Origin of the sequence: Microtetraspora malaysiensis, assembly GCF_001528665.1 — a bacterium.
GTDB lineage: Bacteria > Actinomycetota > Actinomycetes > Streptosporangiales > Streptosporangiaceae > Microtetraspora_A > Microtetraspora_A malaysiensis.
Genome location: NZ_BBYJ01000019.1, coordinates 177,039 through 194,153 on the forward strand (window position 1 = coordinate 177,039; position 17,115 = coordinate 194,153).

17 protein-coding genes and 1 pseudogene are annotated in these 17,115 nt (G+C 69.2%); 8 read left to right on the plus strand and 10 right to left on the minus strand.

Going from position 1 to position 17,115, the window contains the following annotated elements; all coding sequences use genetic code 11:
- Positions 1 to 144: 144 nt before the first annotated feature.
- The gene (locus AWQ71_RS25385; RefSeq protein ID WP_067137415.1) at positions 145 to 618 is read left to right on the plus strand and encodes a MarR family winged helix-turn-helix transcriptional regulator; all 474 of its coding nucleotides are present in this window, start codon (positions 145 to 147) and stop codon (positions 616 to 618) included.
- A gap of 223 nt (positions 619 to 841) precedes the next feature.
- Here AWQ71_RS25385 and AWQ71_RS44680 read toward each other — a convergent pair.
- From AWQ71_RS44680 to AWQ71_RS25395, 3 genes and pseudogenes are all read right to left on the minus strand, one after another.
- A pseudogene (locus AWQ71_RS44680) lies at positions 842 to 1,120 on the minus strand (AMP-binding protein); the annotation flags it as partial.
- A gap of 240 nt (positions 1,121 to 1,360) precedes the next feature.
- Entirely contained in the window at positions 1,361 to 1,816 is a 456-nt protein-coding gene (locus AWQ71_RS25390) for a cupin domain-containing protein (protein WP_067137472.1), read from the minus strand.
- Positions 1,817 to 1,821: 5 nt separating this feature from the next.
- The gene (locus AWQ71_RS25395; protein WP_067137417.1) at positions 1,822 to 2,760 is read right to left on the minus strand and encodes an NADP-dependent oxidoreductase; all 939 of its coding nucleotides are present in this window, start codon (positions 2,758 to 2,760) and stop codon (positions 1,822 to 1,824) included.
- A 211-nt stretch (positions 2,761 to 2,971) separates the two neighbouring features.
- Here AWQ71_RS25395 and AWQ71_RS25400 point away from each other — a divergent pair, with 211 nt between their 5' ends.
- The 3 genes from AWQ71_RS25400 (at position 2,972) to AWQ71_RS25405 (ending at position 4,906) form a co-directional block, all read left to right on the plus strand.
- Entirely contained in the window at positions 2,972 to 3,379 is a 408-nt protein-coding gene (locus AWQ71_RS25400; protein ID WP_067137419.1) for a hypothetical protein, read from the plus strand.
- Positions 3,380 to 3,566: 187 nt separating this feature from the next.
- Complete coding sequence (locus AWQ71_RS41925) at positions 3,567 to 3,713, plus strand: hypothetical protein (protein WP_157570561.1); 147 nt, start codon at positions 3,567 to 3,569, stop codon at positions 3,711 to 3,713.
- Positions 3,714 to 4,081: 368 nt separating this feature from the next.
- Positions 4,082 to 4,906 (plus strand): SAM-dependent methyltransferase, encoded by an 825-nt coding sequence (locus AWQ71_RS25405; RefSeq protein WP_084259278.1) that lies wholly within the window; start codon positions 4,082 to 4,084, stop codon positions 4,904 to 4,906.
- 363 nt (positions 4,907 to 5,269) lie between these two features.
- On the opposite strand, the gene AWQ71_RS25410 is transcribed toward AWQ71_RS25405, so the two are convergent.
- The 3 genes from AWQ71_RS25410 to AWQ71_RS25420 are packed head-to-tail and all read right to left on the minus strand — an operon-like array spanning position 5,270 to position 9,142.
- Positions 5,270 to 6,133 carry an alpha/beta fold hydrolase gene (locus AWQ71_RS25410; RefSeq protein ID WP_067137421.1) on the minus strand — a complete coding sequence of 288 codons (864 nt, stop codon included), beginning with the start codon at positions 6,131 to 6,133 and terminating at the stop codon, positions 5,270 to 5,272.
- Positions 6,126 to 7,331: an MFS transporter gene (locus AWQ71_RS25415; RefSeq protein ID WP_067137423.1), complete on the minus strand. Its 1,206-nt coding sequence runs from the start codon at positions 7,329 to 7,331 to the stop codon at positions 6,126 to 6,128. The genes AWQ71_RS25410 and AWQ71_RS25415 overlap by 8 nt, the downstream gene beginning before the upstream one ends.
- Positions 7,328 to 9,142, minus strand: coding sequence for a penicillin acylase family protein (locus AWQ71_RS25420; protein ID WP_067137425.1), 1,815 nt, complete (start codon positions 9,140 to 9,142; stop codon positions 7,328 to 7,330). The genes AWQ71_RS25415 and AWQ71_RS25420 overlap by 4 nt, the downstream gene beginning before the upstream one ends.
- Before the next feature lie 84 nt (positions 9,143 to 9,226).
- Between AWQ71_RS25420 and AWQ71_RS25425 the strand changes: the two genes are divergently transcribed.
- From AWQ71_RS25425 to AWQ71_RS25435, 3 genes are all read left to right on the plus strand, one after another.
- The gene (locus AWQ71_RS25425; RefSeq protein WP_067137427.1) at positions 9,227 to 10,834 is read left to right on the plus strand and encodes a PucR family transcriptional regulator; all 1,608 of its coding nucleotides are present in this window, start codon (positions 9,227 to 9,229) and stop codon (positions 10,832 to 10,834) included.
- Positions 10,835 to 11,169: 335 nt separating this feature from the next.
- On the plus strand, positions 11,170 to 12,636 hold the full coding sequence (locus AWQ71_RS25430) for an MFS transporter (RefSeq protein ID WP_157570562.1): 1,467 nt from the start codon (positions 11,170 to 11,172) through the stop codon (positions 12,634 to 12,636).
- Positions 12,633 to 13,223: a hypothetical protein gene (locus AWQ71_RS25435; RefSeq protein ID WP_067137431.1), complete on the plus strand. Its 591-nt coding sequence runs from the start codon at positions 12,633 to 12,635 to the stop codon at positions 13,221 to 13,223. The genes AWQ71_RS25430 and AWQ71_RS25435 overlap by 4 nt, the downstream gene beginning before the upstream one ends.
- Positions 13,224 to 13,314: 91 nt before the next feature.
- Here AWQ71_RS25435 and AWQ71_RS25440 read toward each other — a convergent pair whose 3' ends face one another.
- From AWQ71_RS25440 to AWQ71_RS25450, 3 genes are all read right to left on the minus strand, one after another.
- On the minus strand, positions 13,315 to 14,217 hold the full coding sequence (locus tag AWQ71_RS25440) for an SDR family oxidoreductase (protein ID WP_067137432.1): 903 nt from the start codon (positions 14,215 to 14,217) through the stop codon (positions 13,315 to 13,317).
- A gap of 463 nt (positions 14,218 to 14,680) precedes the next feature.
- Positions 14,681 to 15,217, minus strand: coding sequence for a dihydrofolate reductase family protein (locus AWQ71_RS25445; RefSeq protein ID WP_067137434.1), 537 nt, complete (start codon positions 15,215 to 15,217; stop codon positions 14,681 to 14,683).
- Positions 15,218 to 15,399: 182 nt separating this feature from the next.
- Positions 15,400 to 16,053 (minus strand): winged helix-turn-helix domain-containing protein, encoded by a 654-nt coding sequence (locus AWQ71_RS25450; protein ID WP_067137435.1) that lies wholly within the window; start codon positions 16,051 to 16,053, stop codon positions 15,400 to 15,402.
- Positions 16,054 to 16,412: 359 nt separating this feature from the next.
- Here AWQ71_RS25450 and AWQ71_RS25455 point away from each other — a divergent pair, with 359 nt between their 5' ends.
- Positions 16,413 to 16,601, plus strand: coding sequence for a hypothetical protein (locus tag AWQ71_RS25455; protein WP_067137437.1), 189 nt, complete (start codon positions 16,413 to 16,415; stop codon positions 16,599 to 16,601).
- Between the two features lie 22 nt (positions 16,602 to 16,623).
- Here AWQ71_RS25455 and AWQ71_RS25460 read toward each other — a convergent pair.
- Positions 16,624 to 17,115: IS5 family transposase (locus tag AWQ71_RS25460; protein ID WP_157570563.1), on the minus strand; the 492-nt coding region annotated here is incomplete at its 5' end.

A 17,115-nucleotide genomic window follows, 5' to 3' on the forward strand; every position in this document is an offset into this window, starting at 1 on the left:
TGCCCCGTCAAGCAACTACTTGACGGGGCAAGTACATACCAATCCCCTTGACGCGTCAAGCACATTCTGGGGCGAGGAAGGCGAACCGACTCGACGCACGCCTCCCGGAAACTCCTTGACCCGTCAAGGAGATATAGTGAGGACATGCCCTCCGACCAGCAGTCATCGCAGCCCCTCACCGCAAGCGAGGAAGCGTTCGTGCGTGAGTTGAGCCGCGTCATGCTGGCGCTGCCACGTGCGGTCGACGCCGACATCGTGCGCGAGGCCGGGCTTCCGCTCTCCGAATACACACCTCTGATGCACCTGTCCGAGGCCCCCGGGAGAGCGATGCGGATGAGCGAACTCGCCGCCGCCTGCAACATCACCCTCAGCGGGATGACCCGCGTCGTCACCCGGCTGGAGAAGCAGGGCTGGGTCGAGCGCACCAAATGCGCCGAGGACGGACGCGGATGGAACGCCGCCCTGACCGATGCTGGCCTCACCCGCCTCGAACAGGCCTGGCCAGAGTTTCTGGCCAGCGTGCGCCGACACCTCGTCGACCACTTCAAAGGTCAGGACCTCAACCAACTCACAGTCGCGCTCCGACACGTCGCGACATCCGAGAACCAACCGGGCTGATGTCCTCTCCCAGTTCAAGCCGGTGACGTAACAGCCCGGCCGACGAACACCCGGCGGTGTTACTCCCGCACCTCCGGGCCGGTGAAGTGCGCGATGGCCGCCCGGCACTGGAGCCGGTCGACGATCTTGCCGTACACCTGGTCGAACGTCGGCACGTCGTTGATGATGCGCCCCGTGGCGGGCGAGCACGTCGGCGACGACAGCGCGCACGCTGTCGGTGGACGTGCATCGCACCTTTCGGCGTTCCGGTCGTCCCGCTGGTGAAGTGGAGCAGCGCCATGTCCTCCGGTTCAGTCGGAGGGATCTCGAAATCTGCGGACACCTCGGCCATCAACTCGCCCAACGGCAAAGTGCCCCCGGGCGCGGGACCCGCTCCGGTGACCAGCACATATCTCAGCCCGGGCAGAGACTCCCGGATCGCGGCGACCTTCCGCAGGTAGAGCTCAGGTGTCGTCACCAGCACACGGCCGTCTCCCAGGGACATCCGCTCACGGATCGGATCAGGAGGGTCTGTCCAGTGAACGGCTCTGTCTCTCTTTTGTTGTTGTTCTTCTTCTTACAGTCCCGCCGGGTGCTGCCTCCCGAGGTTGACGCGCCGGGTGTCCGTCATGGTTCCTTCGATTCGTTCGTGTGGTCTGCGCCGCGGGGTTCGCCTCAGGCGCGATGCGGTGGCCAGTTGGTTGTGTTCCGGCAGGGGCAGTGCTCTCGTGCGGGACTGCTGCCACCCGCTGTGTGCCCCGGGCTACGGCCTCGGGTCGTCGACCTTGAGTTCGTCTCCGGTGGTGGAGACGAAGACGACCAGGAGCTTGGCCCGTTGGGTCCGGCTGGTGTTCTCGGTGAGGACGTGGTGGGCGCCCGGCTGCTCGACCCAGTTCTCGCCTTGGTGATACGTGCGCGCGGGCTTGCCGGCGAGCTGACTGCGCACGGTGCCTTCGAGGACGTAGGCGTAGACGAACGCCTTGCCGTGCCGGTGCGGCATCGCGCGCGCGTTGGGCGGGAAGTCGACGACCGCCGAGGTGAACGTCTTGCCCTTCACATCCGGGAGGGCCTGCTGGAGCAGTGGCTTGAGGGTTTCGGTGGGGTGCGTCGATGCCCCGGCCGCGGTCGGCGTCTTGGCGGGGGCGGGCTGGTCCGTGGTGGAGCAGGCCGTGGCCGTAGTCAGCGTGGCGACGGCCAGCAGGCCACCGGCGACCCGCATCCCGATCACGATGGGGCTCCTGTTCGGTCTTCCATGACGCGGATGATCGTCTTGCCCGGGGTGCGCGTGACGGGGGCGAACGCGGCGGGTGCCTCGGCGAGCGGCCGTACGGCGCCGACGGCGGGCGTGAGCCGGCCGTCCCTCACTCGCGCGACGAGGTCGGTGAGCCGGGCGCGGTCGGGTTCGACGACGAAGAAGACCGCCCGCCCGTTTTTGGGCTGAACCTTGGGCGGCGTGGCGATGGTGACGAGCGTGCCGCCGGCCCGGACCAGAGCGGCCGAGCGGTCGAGAATGTCTCCGCCGATCACATCGAACACGACGTCGGCCTCGCCGACGTCCTCCAGCTTCTCCGTCTGCAGGTCCAGGAAGGTGTCGACGCCCAGTGCAAGCGCCCTGTCCCGATCGGCGCCCCGGCCGGTGCCGATGACACGGGCGCCGGCCTCGCGGGCGAGCTGTACCGCGATCGAGCCGACGCCGCCCGCGACGCCGTGGATCAGAACGGTCTGGCCTGTGACCAGGCGGCCATGGTCGAACAGGCCCTGCCAGGCGGTCAGCCCGGAGATCGGCAGAGCGGCAGCCAGGGTGTGGTCGACGTCCGCTGGCAGGGGCGCGAGATTACGGGCCTCCACCGCGACGTATTCGGCGAGCGAGCCGTTGCGGGTCCAGTCGGCCATGCCGAACACCCGCTGGCCGACACTCACGCCGGTCGTGCCGAACCCCAGCTCTTCGACGACACCCGACAACTCGTGCCCGGGTACGCTCGGCGTCCGGTCGCGGCCTGCGCGATCGGTCCACGTGGCCGGCCAGTCCAGCTCTCCGGGGGTGAAGCCCGCGGCGTGCACCCGCACGATGACGTCATTCTCGGCCGCGTGGGGGTAGGGCACGTCCGCCAGAGACAGCCCGGCGACACCGGCGTCACGGTCTCGAGCAGTGATGGCTTGCATAAGGGGTCCTTACCCTTACTGGTGAGGGGCACTCGATCGCGCAGCCCGTTCACACGCAGCGTCGGCAACCCGCGTCGAGTACCTGGCCATGTGGCCGGAGCTCCTGGCCATGTGGCCGAACGGACATCCTCCGCTGGGACGATTCTTTTGCGCGGCGAGGTGACAAAAAGGAAGCGTCATCATGTCTCGACCTGATGGGAGTAGACGCTTCATGCGCACCTTACTCACGCGCACGGCCACCGTCGTCGCCTCGGCTATGGCCGCGCTGGCTCTGGTCATCCCCGCTCACGCGGCTTCCGGCCCCGTCAACGCGCCCGGCGGCATGTCGGGCACCTCCTCCCCCACAGCGCCGACTCCCGCACCGAGCCCCTCTGCCATGCCGTCGGGCGACGGCGGGATACCGGGCGGGTTGCCCGCCATCTGCGAGGGGCAATTCACCGACAGCGGCCACATGGCGGGCTACGCGATCTGCTCCACGAACTACGAGTGGGAGGTGGGGGTCTACTGCAACGATGGCAGCTTCAGCATCCACTATCCCAACTCCCAGGGCGTCGCCTACTTCAACTGCTACGGGCGGGGCGGCATCTCCCGCGTCTTCTCAACGATCTGGTACAGGTGACAGATCTGCGCGAGGAGCCGGTGGAGCCTCCGGCACCCCTGCGGCGTGCCCAAGTCAGGTCGTCCCCGTGACGCCACCTCAGGGCCGCTGAACCCGGCGAAATCCCACCTCATGCCGCAGGCGCGCCACCCGCCGATCCGCGGCTGTCGAATCACTGGATAGCGAACGGCCCGCCCCCTTTCGCCGGGTGGCGGGCCATGTCCACCGGGGGCACGCTGACATCCTCGCGGTCGCAGCCGGACGCGAGCGTCCGAGCGGACAGCAGTACATCGACGACCTCGACTTCGACCAGGCGGCACGCGTGGTCGTCCGATCGAAGACCGGGGCGGGGTAGCGATCCACCGGGTATCGAGGGCGACCGGCAAGGCCACGCCGCTGCGGACGATTGCCAGGCCTGACCCGGAGGTTTGGGTGCTGCCGGGGAACAGTCCGTACGAGGTGTGGACGGAAAGGAAAAGCAAGGCGCCTCAGGAACGAGGTGAGCCCAGCCCCTCGCTGGCCGGCACCCGGACTGTGCCCAACCGGTTTGCGGGGGGGGGGGCGAGGGGCGCCCGGCGAATGAAGACAAGGCGCGTCCGTCGAATGAAGACAAGACGCGTCCGTCGAGCGCGAGAGGAAGGGCGGCCCGCGTCGCCCGAATGATCCACAAATCCGCTTTCTGCGCATACGATCCCGGTAAACCGGCCAGCGAAAGGCGGACCCGTGGACGATTTCGCACAGGTACCGACCGGGGTGAACCCCAGCATTCCCAGCGTCGCCCGCATGTACGACTACTACCTGGGCGGCACGGACAACTTCCCCGCCGATCGCGAGGCCGCGGAGAAGATGATCGCCATCGGCCGTCAGATGGGCAACGACGCCAGGGAGGTGGCCAGAGAGAACCGCGGCTTCCTCGGCCGTGCCGTACGACATCTGGCGGAGTCGGGCGTCAGGCAGTTCATCGACATCGGCGCCGGGCTGCCGACCCAGGAGAACGTCCATCAGGTCGTCCGGCGGTACTCGCCCGACGCTCGCGTCGTCTACGTGGACAACGATCCCACCGTGCTCGTCCACGCCAGAGCGCTCCTCGGCGACGACCCCGGCACCATCGTCCTGTCCGGCGATCTGAGGAGCCCGCGCGCGATCTTCGACGACCAGGCGCTGCGCGCCCACATCGACTTCGATCAGCCGTTCGCCGTGCTGCTGGTCGCGGTGCTGCACTTCGTCCCGGAGGACGAGGTCGCCGCCCAGATCGTCACTCGGATTCGCGAGCGTCTGACTCCGGGCAGCCACCTCGTGCTCTCGCACATCTACCAGGGCGACGGAGACCAGGCGGCGGTCAGCGCTGGGCAGCGGGTTTACTCCACCGCGACTTCCGGTGGCATCTCCGGTCGCGATCTCCCGCAGATCACGTCGTACTTCGCCGGGCTCGAGATCCTGGACCCCGGCATCGTCCCGGTGCAGGCCTGGCGGCCCGAGGGGCCGAAGGATGTCCCCGCCGACCTCACCCGCCCTGGAATCCTCGGAGCCGTCGCCCGCATGGGCTGATGGTCGGCCTGCCGCCCGCAACCGCACGATGCGGTCAGACCGGGGCGGTCTCGCCGCGTGGCGTGGCCTGCCAGAGCCGCGCGAGGAACAGGACGAGCGTGTCCGCGACGGAGCAGTCGAGCTCCCGCCGCCGCGTCCTTCCTCAAGGAGAACGGCCTGCCGCCGGACGCGGTGCGACTGCCTGACACGCACGGCCACGTGGGCGCGCCGGTGCGCGGCCGGCGGCTGCCGGTGGTGCTGTTGTGGAGCTGCGTTGGCCCGAGGTCACGGCCTACTGACACACCATCCACTCGGAGGACGTGCTGAGAAGGAGAATCATGATGTTCTCACCGGCGGGCGACACCGCCAACACCGGCCCGGCCATCAGCCGGCAGGTCGGGTGATGAGCCGGAGGATCTCGGCGATGACCAGGTCGGGCTCGTCCTGGGGGACCATGTGCCCGGACCGCTCGGCCAGGACGTGACGGCCGTGGGGCTGCGCTTCGACGAGCCGCCGGTGGCTGGCGATGAGCTCGGGGCGAACCTGCTTCTCCACCTTGCTGGGGGTGAGCGCGCCGCTGATGGCCGTGATGGGCACCGGCGGCAGCACGCCCGGCGAGGATCGCAGGCGGGCGAAGCCCTCGGCGAGAGCGGCGTACTCGGCCCGGGTGGCGCGGATCTCGGACGGGCGGGTCATCTCGGCCAGTGCCTCGGCGCGCATGTCCGGCGGAAACAGCGCGAGGATGCGGCGGACCTCGCCCGGGACGACCTTGACGCCCAGCGTGGCGAGTCCCGCCATGACGGACTGGGCGCCCATCGCCACGGCGCGCATGCTCCGCTTGTAGTAGAAGTCCAGGTCCTCCGCGGCCTGGTCGATCAGCACGAGCCCGGCCACCCGTTCGGGATGCGCGGACGCGTACGCACGGATGATCGGCCCGCCCAGGCTGTGCCCGGCCAGGATGTACCGGTCCTCGCCCAGGTGATCGAGAAGGTGTCCCAGGTCCTCCACCATGCGGTCCAGGTGGCGCCGCTGCGGATCGTGGTCGCTGCGGCCGAGCCCGGCCCGGTCGTAGGCGACGACCCGGGTGCGCTCGGCGATCGCGGGCATGACGAGACCCCACTCGGTGCGGGTCGCCCCGAGCCCCGACTCCAGGACGACGACGGGCCGCCCCTCGCCCTGGCTGACGTAGTGCAGACGTCGCCCGTCCGGCAGGCGCGCGTATCCCGGATCGCCGAAGACGCTAGACATTGAGGATCTCCTCCCGGACGGGAATCAGGTCGGTTTGGATGGTACGGGCGGTCGACGCGATGATGAGCCCGGCGACCAGACCGGGCAGGGCGATGGCGGCGACCGCTCCCGCCGTGCCGTACGCCTTCTCCACGGTGCTGAGGAGCCCGGCTCCGACCAGCCCGCCGACCGCCAGTCCGATGCCGAACAGGCTGGCCGTGTAGCTCCGCCCACTTGGGGCGGTCACCGAGATCATGATTAGCGTGATCATCGGAACGATCAAGGGGGTCAGCGTCAGGCCGACGAGGAACGCGGCCAGCGACAGCGGCAGGGCCGGCGCCGTCGCACCCGCGGCGAAGGCCACGGCCGAGCCGGTCAGGACCCAGGCGACGACGGCTGGCACCCTCCTCGGATCGGACTGGAAGATCGAGTCCAGCCGTCGCCCGAGTGTGGTCAGCACGACGATGGCCATCGCGGAGCAGCATGCCGAGAACAGGCCGCGCGCGTCGGTGTCCAGACCCCAGCGTTCCTTGAGATGCACCGACAGGAACGTCGCGGCCGGGACAAGAAGCATGCCGTACGCGACGAAGGCGGCGAAGACGCGGCGCAGCGTCCTCGAACGCAACAGGCCCCGAGCGCTCGCCACGTCGTCGTATCGCCCGATCCCGGGGTCGCGCAGCCGCGAGGCCGACAGGCAGCCGAGCAGGGACAGGACCCCGAGCACGGCGTAGACCGCCCGCCAGTCCAGGTCGAGCCACCCGGCCAGCGCCGACACCGTGAGCGGGCTCAGGATCGCGCCGGCGGGCATCGCCGTGCCGTACAGGGCAAGGACCCGGCCGCGCACAGCGGGCGGATAGATGTCGGCGAGCAACGGCGAGTGCAGCGCGATCTGGCTGCCGTTCGCCAGGCCGCTGACCAGGAGCAGGGCGCCCAGTGTCCAGATGTCGTGGACGAACGCGATCGCGAAGGTCGCGATGCTCCACACGAACCCGGTGCCGATGGAGACCGCGGCCCGGATCGGACGCCCTCTGACCAGCGCCGACATGGCGAAAGGAGCGACGCCGACGGCGATGAGCTGGATCGCGAGCAAGGAGGTGAGCACGCCGGTGGAGACGCCGAACGACCCGGTGATGTCCGGCGCGAGCACGCCGAGGGCCTGGTTCACGAACGCGTCGGTGATCGCCAGCATGCCGATCGCGATGACGGGATACAGCCTCATGACGGGTCGAAGGTGATCGGCTTGACCTCGCCCCGGCTGTACAGCGCGGCCTGGCCGGGCATCGACACGCTCCACGACCGCATGCCGTTCCCGCCCAGCGCGACGATCCGCAGGCAGGGACCTCCGGCGAAGGCCATGCCCTGCGCGTAGTACGTAGCCCGCAGGGGCACTTCGAGCTCCAGCGCGCCGGCGCGGCCCGGCACACCGGGGAGGAGTTGATGCTCCTCCCCGTACGTCCCACGGGGTACGGCCTCCGCGGCCCGTTCCACGGCGTCCAGGAGGTCGTCCGAGGAGATCTGCGCGCGCCAGGAGAGCCAGGCCGTCGCGTCCGCCGACTCAGGTGAGGCATGGCCGTCGAAGGCGAGCAGCCGGTGCAGGAGGCGCCGATGCCCCTCGGGCCAGCCGTGGATCCGGTCCGGCTCCCTGGATGAGGCGCTCAGGAGCTTCGCCTGCCACATGGGGGTGTCGGGCCAGAGGTCTTCGACCGCCCACGCGGTGACCTCCGTGACATCCACGGCGAAGGCCCGGGACAGCAGCTCCGCGCTGCGCCGTCCCCGGCTGGTGGTGCGGCCCGGCTCGTCGTTGAACGCGTCCGGATGCCAGCGGTCGGCCGCGAGCGCCGGATCGGGGGTGACGGTGTCGGGGGCGGTGTTGCAGTTCTGGAGATATCCGGACGCCGGATTGGAGATCCCCACCAGGTCGCCGGCCGGGCGGATGCCGAGCCATGCGGTGGCGGAGGTGTTCCCGTCGAGTACTCCCCCGTCGCATACCGGCCTGATCGGGACCCGCCCGGTGCGCAGGTAGAAGCAGTCGCCGGAGGAGTCGGCGGCCAGCACGTTCTGCGGTGGGAACGCGCGGGCCTCGAAGGCCTCGCGCAGCTCGGTGACGTCGCGGGCGCGCACCATGGCCATGATCTGCCGCTCGGTCTCCCCCGCCAGGCCCATGTACGGCGTGCACACCACATAGATCGCGTCGTCGTCCCTCGCCAGCACGGGCGCGATCACGCCGTTGTGGACGACGTATTCGTGGCCGTCGTGTTCAAAGACCTTCCTGGTCTCGCCGTCGTACAGATAGACGTCTCCGTCCACGGCGATGCGATAGGCGTCGGAGACGCGCGGTCCGCCGGTGGTCAGACCCCACGCGCAGGTTGGGTTGTGGGCCAGCGGGGGCAGCATGGCGCCGATGAAGCCGAACCCGGAGTAGTGCAGGTCCCCTGCCCTGATGACGGCCTCGTACATGGCGAAGGTCCCGCCGAAAGGGAGGTGCGGGTCGCTGACCAGGAACGTCTCGCCGGTCGCGGTGCGCCACGGCCGGATCACCCAGGCGTTCGAGCCAGGAGGGACCAGGCCGCGTTCCAGCTCGGAGGTCACACCGGTCGGGGTGACACCGGACGCGCGCAGCGCCTCGACCGCGTCGGTGATGATCCAGTACAGCATGACCGTGCGGTTGACGCCGATCGGCAGGGCGGGCTCCAGGGGCGGCGCCCACGCGGGGACGTCCTCGGGATGCTCGTCCATCCACGCGCCGATCCCGGCGAGGAACGCCTCGTAGCAGGCGCGCAGGTCCTCCGGGAGGGAGTCGAAGCCTAGGCGGGCTTCCTCCAGCACCTGCCAGCGCCGCTGGTTGGCGTCCCGCGCCGCGTCGCCGAACTCGCCGCGCACCAGCAGGTACTGCCTGAGCAGACCGTGCAGGTCGTCCTGCGCCTGTGCGTATCCGAGCCCGAAATAGGCGGCGGGCTCGGAGGTCCCCTCGACCAGCGGCACGCCGTACGCGTCACGGTGGAGTCGGACCGAGCCCCAGGAATTCTTCATGCGCCAACCCTGGGTGAAGAGAGGACGCGATTCCTTGGCCGATCGGACGAAGAATCATCGGTGCCCTTGGCCGATACTGCACGGATGAACCAGGTCGAGTACCTCGAGCCGTCGCTCGCGCAGGTGATCGAGCGGATCGGAGCGGACTATGTGACGGTCGTCGCCGCACCGAACGGAGTAGATGTTCCGATCTCCGGGCCCGCGATCCACGATCCGCTGAGCGCCGCGCCGCCCAAGCCGGGCGCCATGGTGCTGCTCGTCGGCCTGACTCCCGAGACACCCGGCGCGGCTCAGACGATCCGCCGGCTGGCCGGCGCGGCGGCGGCCGTCCTGAGATCCGACGCGGCGGGTGCCGCGTCGCTGGCGGAGGCGGCGGCCGAGGCGGGTGTGGCCCTGATCGCGCTGCGGGTCGCGATGTCCTGGAGCCACCTGCACACGCTGCTGGAGGACGCGGTCCTGCTGGGCGACAGCCTGGTCGCGGCGCCGAGCCGCGACCTCGGCAGCGTCCCGGCCGGCGACCTGAACGCGCTGGTGAACGCGATCGCCGAGACGCTCGACCGGCCGGCGGGGATAGTGGACACGCAGTGGCGGCTGCTCGCCTACTCCGCCATACCCGGCCAGACCAACGACGATCTGCAGCGGGACGTCATCCTGAGCAGGACCGTGCCCGCGAGGAACGCGCCCCAGGAGACACGGCGGCTGCTGCTGACCAGCCACCGCGCGCTGCGCTTCTACACCGGCCCGCCGTACGACGATGACGGGCACCGGATCTGGCGGATCGGCGCGGGTATCCGCGGCGGACCCGAGCCCCTCGGCATGCTGTGGGTCCTGGAGGGGGACGAGCGGCTTTCCGAGGACAAGCTGGTGCTCGTGGAGGAGTTCGCCCGGCTGGCGGCCGCGCATCTGCTGCGGGTGCGGAGGGCTCGGACCGTCGATCGCGAGCGCCGCGGCGAGCTGGTCGGACAGGCGCTGGACGGCAGGGATCCGCGTACGGCATGCCATCGCCTCGGTCTCGATCCGGGCGCGGGGATCGCGGTCCTGGCCGTGGCCGAGCTGGTCGCCGGAGACGACCCGCTCGGTGAGCACCTCCTCGACGCCGTCGCCACCTACCTCGACGCCTACCGGCGGTCGACCGCGTGCGTGCTGCGCGGCGACACCGTCTACTGCCTGATGCCCGCGCAGGACCTCGCGGCGCTGCGGGAGGTCGCATCCGACCTCACCCGGCGGCTCGGCCTGCGGCGCCGCCTGGCGGCGAGCGTCGGCGGCCGGGTGAGCGCGGACGATCTACCGCGTTCCCGCCGCCAGGCCGATCTGGCCCTGGCCGTGCTCAGGGCTTCGGGTACGGCCACGCTCAGGGCTTCGGGTGCGGCCGTCGCCACGATCGACGAGGTCCGCGCGGCGGCGACGCTCATCGAGCTGCGCTCGCTGCTCGAAGATCATCCCGACCTGCTCCTGCACGAGGCGGATCCGGCGCTGCGGGACGCCGAGGAGTCCGCGCTGGCGTGGATCGAATGTCATGGAGACGTCCGCGCCGCCGCCCAGCGGCTCCGCGTGCACCCCAACACGCTCCGCTACCGGATCCGCAGGCTCGCCGGCAACGGGCTCGACCTCACCGACCCCGGCACCCGCCTCATCACCTGGCTCCGGCTCCGCCTCAGGGACGGAGAACCTGGCTCATCGGCTCAGGCGTGAAGCGCTCGAGTGGGACACGCGGCCGGGATCCTCAGGTTGAGTGGGCCGGTCAGGCACCCGTTGTAGAGAACGATTCGGTTGCCGATATCAGCGCAACCCCAAGGAGCGTGGCACCTTGTTCCGCGCGGCAGGAAAGCCGCCACCTGGGGATAGGGATCAGCGCAACGAGCAAGATCGCCACAACGCACCCCGGGTCAACGCCGGCCGGCACACCGAGGCGGTCCAGCGCGCGTTCGAGCTGAGCTACCCACACGATCGGAAGGGATGACCGAGTCGTCCCCACTCCGGGACCGCATCGTGACAACCCGGCCCCCGTACCGGAGATCGAACAAGCCGTGACAATGCGAAGCTCCGGCCACGCGCTCGCGTGGCTCGGCCATCCGGTCACCATGCTGGCCGTGGCCCTGCTCCTCCTCAACGACCACCTCTTCAAACACCTGTGGCCCGGCCCGATCACCGGCAAACTCAGCGACCTCGCCGGACTCACCATGGCCCCACCACTCGTGGCACTCCTCCTCCGCTGCCCGGCCCCGGCCGCCATCGCTCTCACCGGAACGCTCTTCACGCTGATGAAGGTCACCACCATCGGCGCGGAGGCCGCGTCCTGGCTGTGGTCCCTCTTCATCCCGTCCCGGGTCGTGGCCGACCCCACCGACCTGATCGCGCTGCCCGCCCTCGGCCTCGCCTGGCTCACCTGGCGACAGGCCACCCGACGCCCTCCCACAGCACTCCCGCACGCCGTGCTCATCGTCCCCGTCGCGCTGTTCGCCGCCACGGCGACCTCGCCCGTTCAGCCGCCGCCATCGGCGGCCTATGTAGAGATCCACGGCGCGGCCGTCGTCGTGTACGGCGAGGGTGCCGGCGGATATGCCTCCGTCGACGGCGGCGTGACGTGGCGGGGATGGGAGGAACCTGCCACGAGGGCGGCGCGGAGCGCGGCCTGCGTGCAAGGCGACCAGCAACACTGCTACCGGATCGTCCCCGGCCTGCTCCAGGTCGACGAGTCCACGAACGGCGGCGAAACCTGGACGACCGCGTGGCGGATCCCCCGCGAGAGGTGGCTGGATCGCGGATTCCGCAACCCCGATCCGCAAGGGCGGGACGCCGATCCCGTCGGTTCCCGCGCGCTCGCCGTGCAGACCGTACCGGGCGAGGTGGGAGCGCACATCGTGGTCGTCGCCAACGGCCCCGACGGTGTGGCCGTGCGCGACGTGTCAGGGCGCTGGCAGCGGCTCGGCTTCGCGCCCGACGGCGGCTTCTCGGCGAAGGCGGCGGCGCCCCTCACCGATCCCGGCGGACGGATCGGCGAGGAAGTGTGGGCCGCCGCCCTCGCGGCGCTCGCGGCCCTGCTCATCGGGCTCGGCGTGGACGGCTGCTGGAGGAAGTCCCCAGTGATCTACACGATCGGGAGCGTGCTTCTCTGGCTCGGGCCGCTCCTCGTCGCGCTGGGCATCGGCTCGGGCCCCTCCGGCATCTCCACCTTCGCCGTCGGTGCGCTGATGGCACTGGCCGGCGGCATCGTGGTGCTCGCGGCATGGACATCGGCGCGGGGCTCCACCCAGGCCACGGAAGAGGCACCACGGGGACGGAACGCCCTCGTCGCCCTCCTCACCTTCGGTGGGACTCTCCTGCCGTTCCTGGGCTGGAGTGCCGGCTGGCCCGCCCCGTACGGCCTCGCCGTAGTGCTGGCCGTGATCCTGGCCGTGGCGCCGACCGTCTGGATGACCGCGAGAAGGGTCCGCCGGAACCACCCCGGGAAAGGAGAGGGCCCGCCGAGTAGACGGGACCTTCGGGAGGGATGACCGAGACGTCCCCACTCCGGGACCGCATCGTGTGGGGCAGTGGTGATGGGGGCTACCGGCACGCGAACGACCAGGTCGACGCTGCCAACCCGAAGTTCCTCGAACTGGTCGCCCCCGGCGGTGTGCCCGGAGTGCCCGGCGGCACAATCGACGGCGTGACGACGGCCCTGTACACCGGCACGGTCAGCGTGCCGGCCCTCGGCTCCACACGGGACGGCCCAGTGTTCGACACCGATGAGCAAGGGGTGACCAGCGGGGGCCGCGTCACCTGGAAGCTCCGGGTCGGGTCCGACCACCTGCCCCGGCGCTTCACGGCCTCGGTCGTCATGGAACTCTCGGAGCTCGGCGACGTATGGACCTTCAACTACACCAGCTTCTACTCCTGGTGGGGACAGCCCGTCGTCATCAAAGCCCCGGCCGCGCGACTCGTCATCAGCGCCAAAGAGTACTTCACGAACCCAGCGGCCCGCGCCACGTCGACGCCCAACGAAGGCCCGGTCGGGATGTACTCCCTGACCTGGGCCTTCGTGTGTAGAGCGGGTGACGGGAATCGAACCCACGCTGTCAGCTCGGGAATGGGCTACTGATCTTGCCGTCCTGAGTTGGAAAGACAGGGGTGCAGGTGAAATCGGCTCGAGTGACCGTGAGTCCCCGCGATTTACCGCTGATCGCTGTTGGCTATCCCTGAAGAGAGGACGAGCCCTGAGTCTGCTCTTCACTCACTTCCCAGAGTCGGCGTGCGGCGTCCGGATCCTGGGCGGCCCCGGATGGGGCCTTCGATCGCTTGTCCGCGAAATAGATCTCGCCGGACTCAGGCACGTCCGCGGAATCGGTCAGCCACACCAACGTTTCGGCGCCCTTCTCCGGGCTACGCGAGAAAGGTCTCATGACGAGCATGTTCCATCGCACCAGCACACCGTTGTTCTTGTTGAAATTGGTGGCCACCAACCCTGGGTCGAAGGAATAGGCGCTGACGCCACTCCCCTGCAGTCGCCGGGCGAGCTCGGCAGTGAAAAGGATGTTCGCGAGCTTGGTCTCGGCATAGCGCCCGAATGCACCGCCCAACAACCTGCGGCGACCGTAAAGGCGGTCACCACTCAGGTCGTCGAAATCGATCCCCTCCCGGGCGGCTCTGTGCCCATGAGATGACGTAGTGATGACCCGCGCGGGCGCGCTCTCCTTCAACCGGTCCAGCAGCAACGAGGTGAGTAGGAACGGAGCCAGATGATTGACTGCCCAGGTCATCTCCACATTGTCCTCGGTCAGGTGGCGGTGGTAGTAGAGAGCGCCGGCGTTGTTGACCAGGACGTCCACCCTGGGGCACCGCTCGAGGATCTCACTCGCCACCTGACGAACAGACCGCTGTGAAGCCATGTCCCCAACGAACACATCGGCGACCGCCCCGCCGCCGGCCACCTCATTGAGCTGCGCCGCCACCTCGTTCGCCTTGGCCTCGTTGCGGGCCACGATTCCGATCCTCGCGCCACGCGCGGCGAGTTGGACGGCTGCGGCGCGTCCGATGCCGCTGGTGGCGCCGGTGATTATCACGTATTTCCCGCTGACCCCGGTCCATTCATTCATAGCGCCTCTCCCCTTCCGTCAAGCCGTACGGAACCCGCACTGATCATCAAATTCGCCTTATGCGGCAGCAAGAGCAACAACCGGTCGGCGAGCCCTTTTCATGGACATCACATGGCCAAGGCTGATAGATAAGGGCGCTCGCGCCATCCCTTCCGGATTGATTACGGCAATCCACGCATGCGTACATGGCGCAGCCCCAGGTGGGGATGGGGGGTCGCCACATCCGCGAGACGAGCCGCCGATGCCATCATCGCCCGCGCCGACGCCGGTCCCGATCTCTACCAGGCTCGCGCCGCGCTCGCCGAGCTGGCGCCAGGCGCTCTCGCAGTGCGCGTCCTGGTCTGGAGCCTGCTCGTGGTCGTCAACCTCGGCGGCTTCGCGCCGAATTGCACAGTTGAACAAGCTGGTCGGGCGTACGCGAGCGCGCGCCGGAAGGCCTCGGCGCGCGCTCGCGTCCTCTTCGTTACTCGTTCGCGTAGACCAGGTGCAGCACGCCTGTGCTGAACGTCGCCGAGCTCACCAGCTTCAGCGGGACCTTGGCCGAACCCTCGAACAACCGCTGGCCGGCGCCGAGCACGACGGGGTGCACCAACAGGTGCAGCTCGTCAAGCAGCCCCTCCGCCAGCAGCGATCGCACCAGCGTCCCGCTGCCGGTGATGCCCAGGTTCTGATCGGCCTTCAGAGCGCGCAACTGGTCATACACGTCGTCGCCACCGACCACTGTGGTGTTCTCCCAGTCGGGCCGGGTCAGCGTGTTCGACACCACGTACTTCTGGGTGCCGTTCATCTGCTTGGTCATCGGGTCGTCGGCGTCCGCGTTCGGCCAGTAGCCCGCGAACTCGTCGTAGGTACGGCGGCCGAGCAGCATGGCGTCGTTGCCGCCCATGAGCGAGCCGACCGCGTTGCCCATCTCCTCGTTGAAGTAGCCGAAGTGCCACGTGTCCGGGGCCTCGGTCACGCCGTCGAGCGAGATGAACAGGCCGGACTTGATGCTTCCCATGTCAGTGCTCCTTAGGTGTCAGGCGGGCAGGTCGTTGAGCCAGGTCCGCCACGCCTGCGGGGTGTCGGTGCTGTCTTGTATGAAGATGTGGTGTCCCAGGAGGATCGAGCCGAAGTAGCCCCGGATGAAGCGGTAGAGCGCATCGGTTCGCCTCGTCGCGCTGCTCCCAGTGGTGGCCCACGTCAGGACTCGTTCCCCTCGTCGGCCGGTAGGTCGCTGGCCGCTGTCTCGGTGGCCTTTGTGTCGTCGCTTGCAGTCTGGGGGATCGACGGGTGGATTGCCACGATGATCCGGTGCGCCCGGCCGCCGGCCGCCTTCTCGTCGTGGTACTTGGCGACCAGTCCAGTCACCGCGTTGGTGAGCTCGTCCGCGAAGGCGGCACGGTCGTGCGCCGTGGCGAACCGCACTTCCCCGTCGAGCGCGTAGGTCGCGACCCGCTCGCCGCCCTTGGTCGCCCCGGTGATGAGCGTGCCGACGTCGCGCACCAGCCGCGCGCCCACCGCCAGCAGCCAGCGCGCCGAGAGCCGGTCCGGCGACCGCGCCGGGTCCGGCTCAACCGCGGCCAGCGCCGCCGGCGAGATGACGTACGACGACGCCGTCGCCTGGAGCACCCGCTCGGTCATGTTGCCCTTGCGCCGCTCCCCGACCAGCTCGAGCAGACCGTGCCGCTCCAGCTCCCGGAGGTGGTAGTTCACCTTCTGCCGAGGCTGCCCGACCCGGGCCGCCAGGCTGCTCGCCGAGCCAGGCCGGACCAGCTCTGCCAGCAGCCTCGCCCGGATCGGATCAAGCGTGACTTCGGCTGCCACGGCGTCCTCGATCACCGCCACTTCCCACATGCCAAGAGGTTCTCACCGACAACTAATATTGTCAAGACAAAATTCTCCGTCGGTTTGTGCGGTTGCCTCTGTCGGACTGAGCACCGCGATCGACTTCACTGCGGTTCTGCGACTGCTCACCGCATCCCAACGCCGATGGCTGGACGAGTCACTCGCTCTCCGCCACGGCGAACACCCCTGGCGAACCGGGCTCTTCGATCTTGACGGGGAAATGCCTGGGCCTGACCGGCGCAGGCGGCCAGGGTGGCGGCGGGGATCGCGTCCTTGGGCGCGTATCGAATCCTGAAGATGTCCCCAAGCCGCGGCTAGCGGAACATTTGTCCAATCCGCCGGCGCGCGCCGGCGGCGACAGTGGGCCCATGACCATTCCTGACGGCACCACGGAGAGTTCGATCCTGGCCCTGGACGACGGAGACGTCTACGTGTGCCAGGACGGCACCCACGTGCCCCCGCACTCGTCCTTCCCGATCGATCTCTTCGAGTCCTCCATCCACCTGCGCCAAGTCGGCGAGATCAATGTCAGGAGAAGATTCACGGACTCCGGCTAGGGCCTGTGCGGAGTTCGGATCTTCAGGCAGGCCGGAGGCTTCGGATCCACAAGATGGCTCCGCGTAGATGAAGGCCGGCCAGATAGCTTTCGGGGGTCTTGTCGAAGCGGAACGCCAGCCCACGCCACTCCTTGATCCGATTGATACAGCGCTCAACCGTGTTGCGCTCCTTGTAGAGATCCGCGTCGTGGCTGACTGGGCGGCCGCCACGCGAGCCGCGTTTCTTGCGGTTGGCCGCCTGGTCCGCCTTCTCGGGGATCACCGCCCGGATGTGGCGTCGGCGCAGGTAGGCGCGGTTGGCGCGAGAGGAGTACGCCTTGTCGGCGGCCACCGCGTCCGGGCGGGTACGCGGCCGCCCGACGCGAATGCGGACCTTGATACGGGCCAGCACGGCGTGAAACTGCGGGCTGTCTCCGGCTTGGCCCGGGGTGAGGACGAAGGACAGCGGGCGGCAGCGCCGGTCGGCGGACAGGTGGACCTTACTGGTCAGCCCACCCCGCGAGCGGCCCAGCTT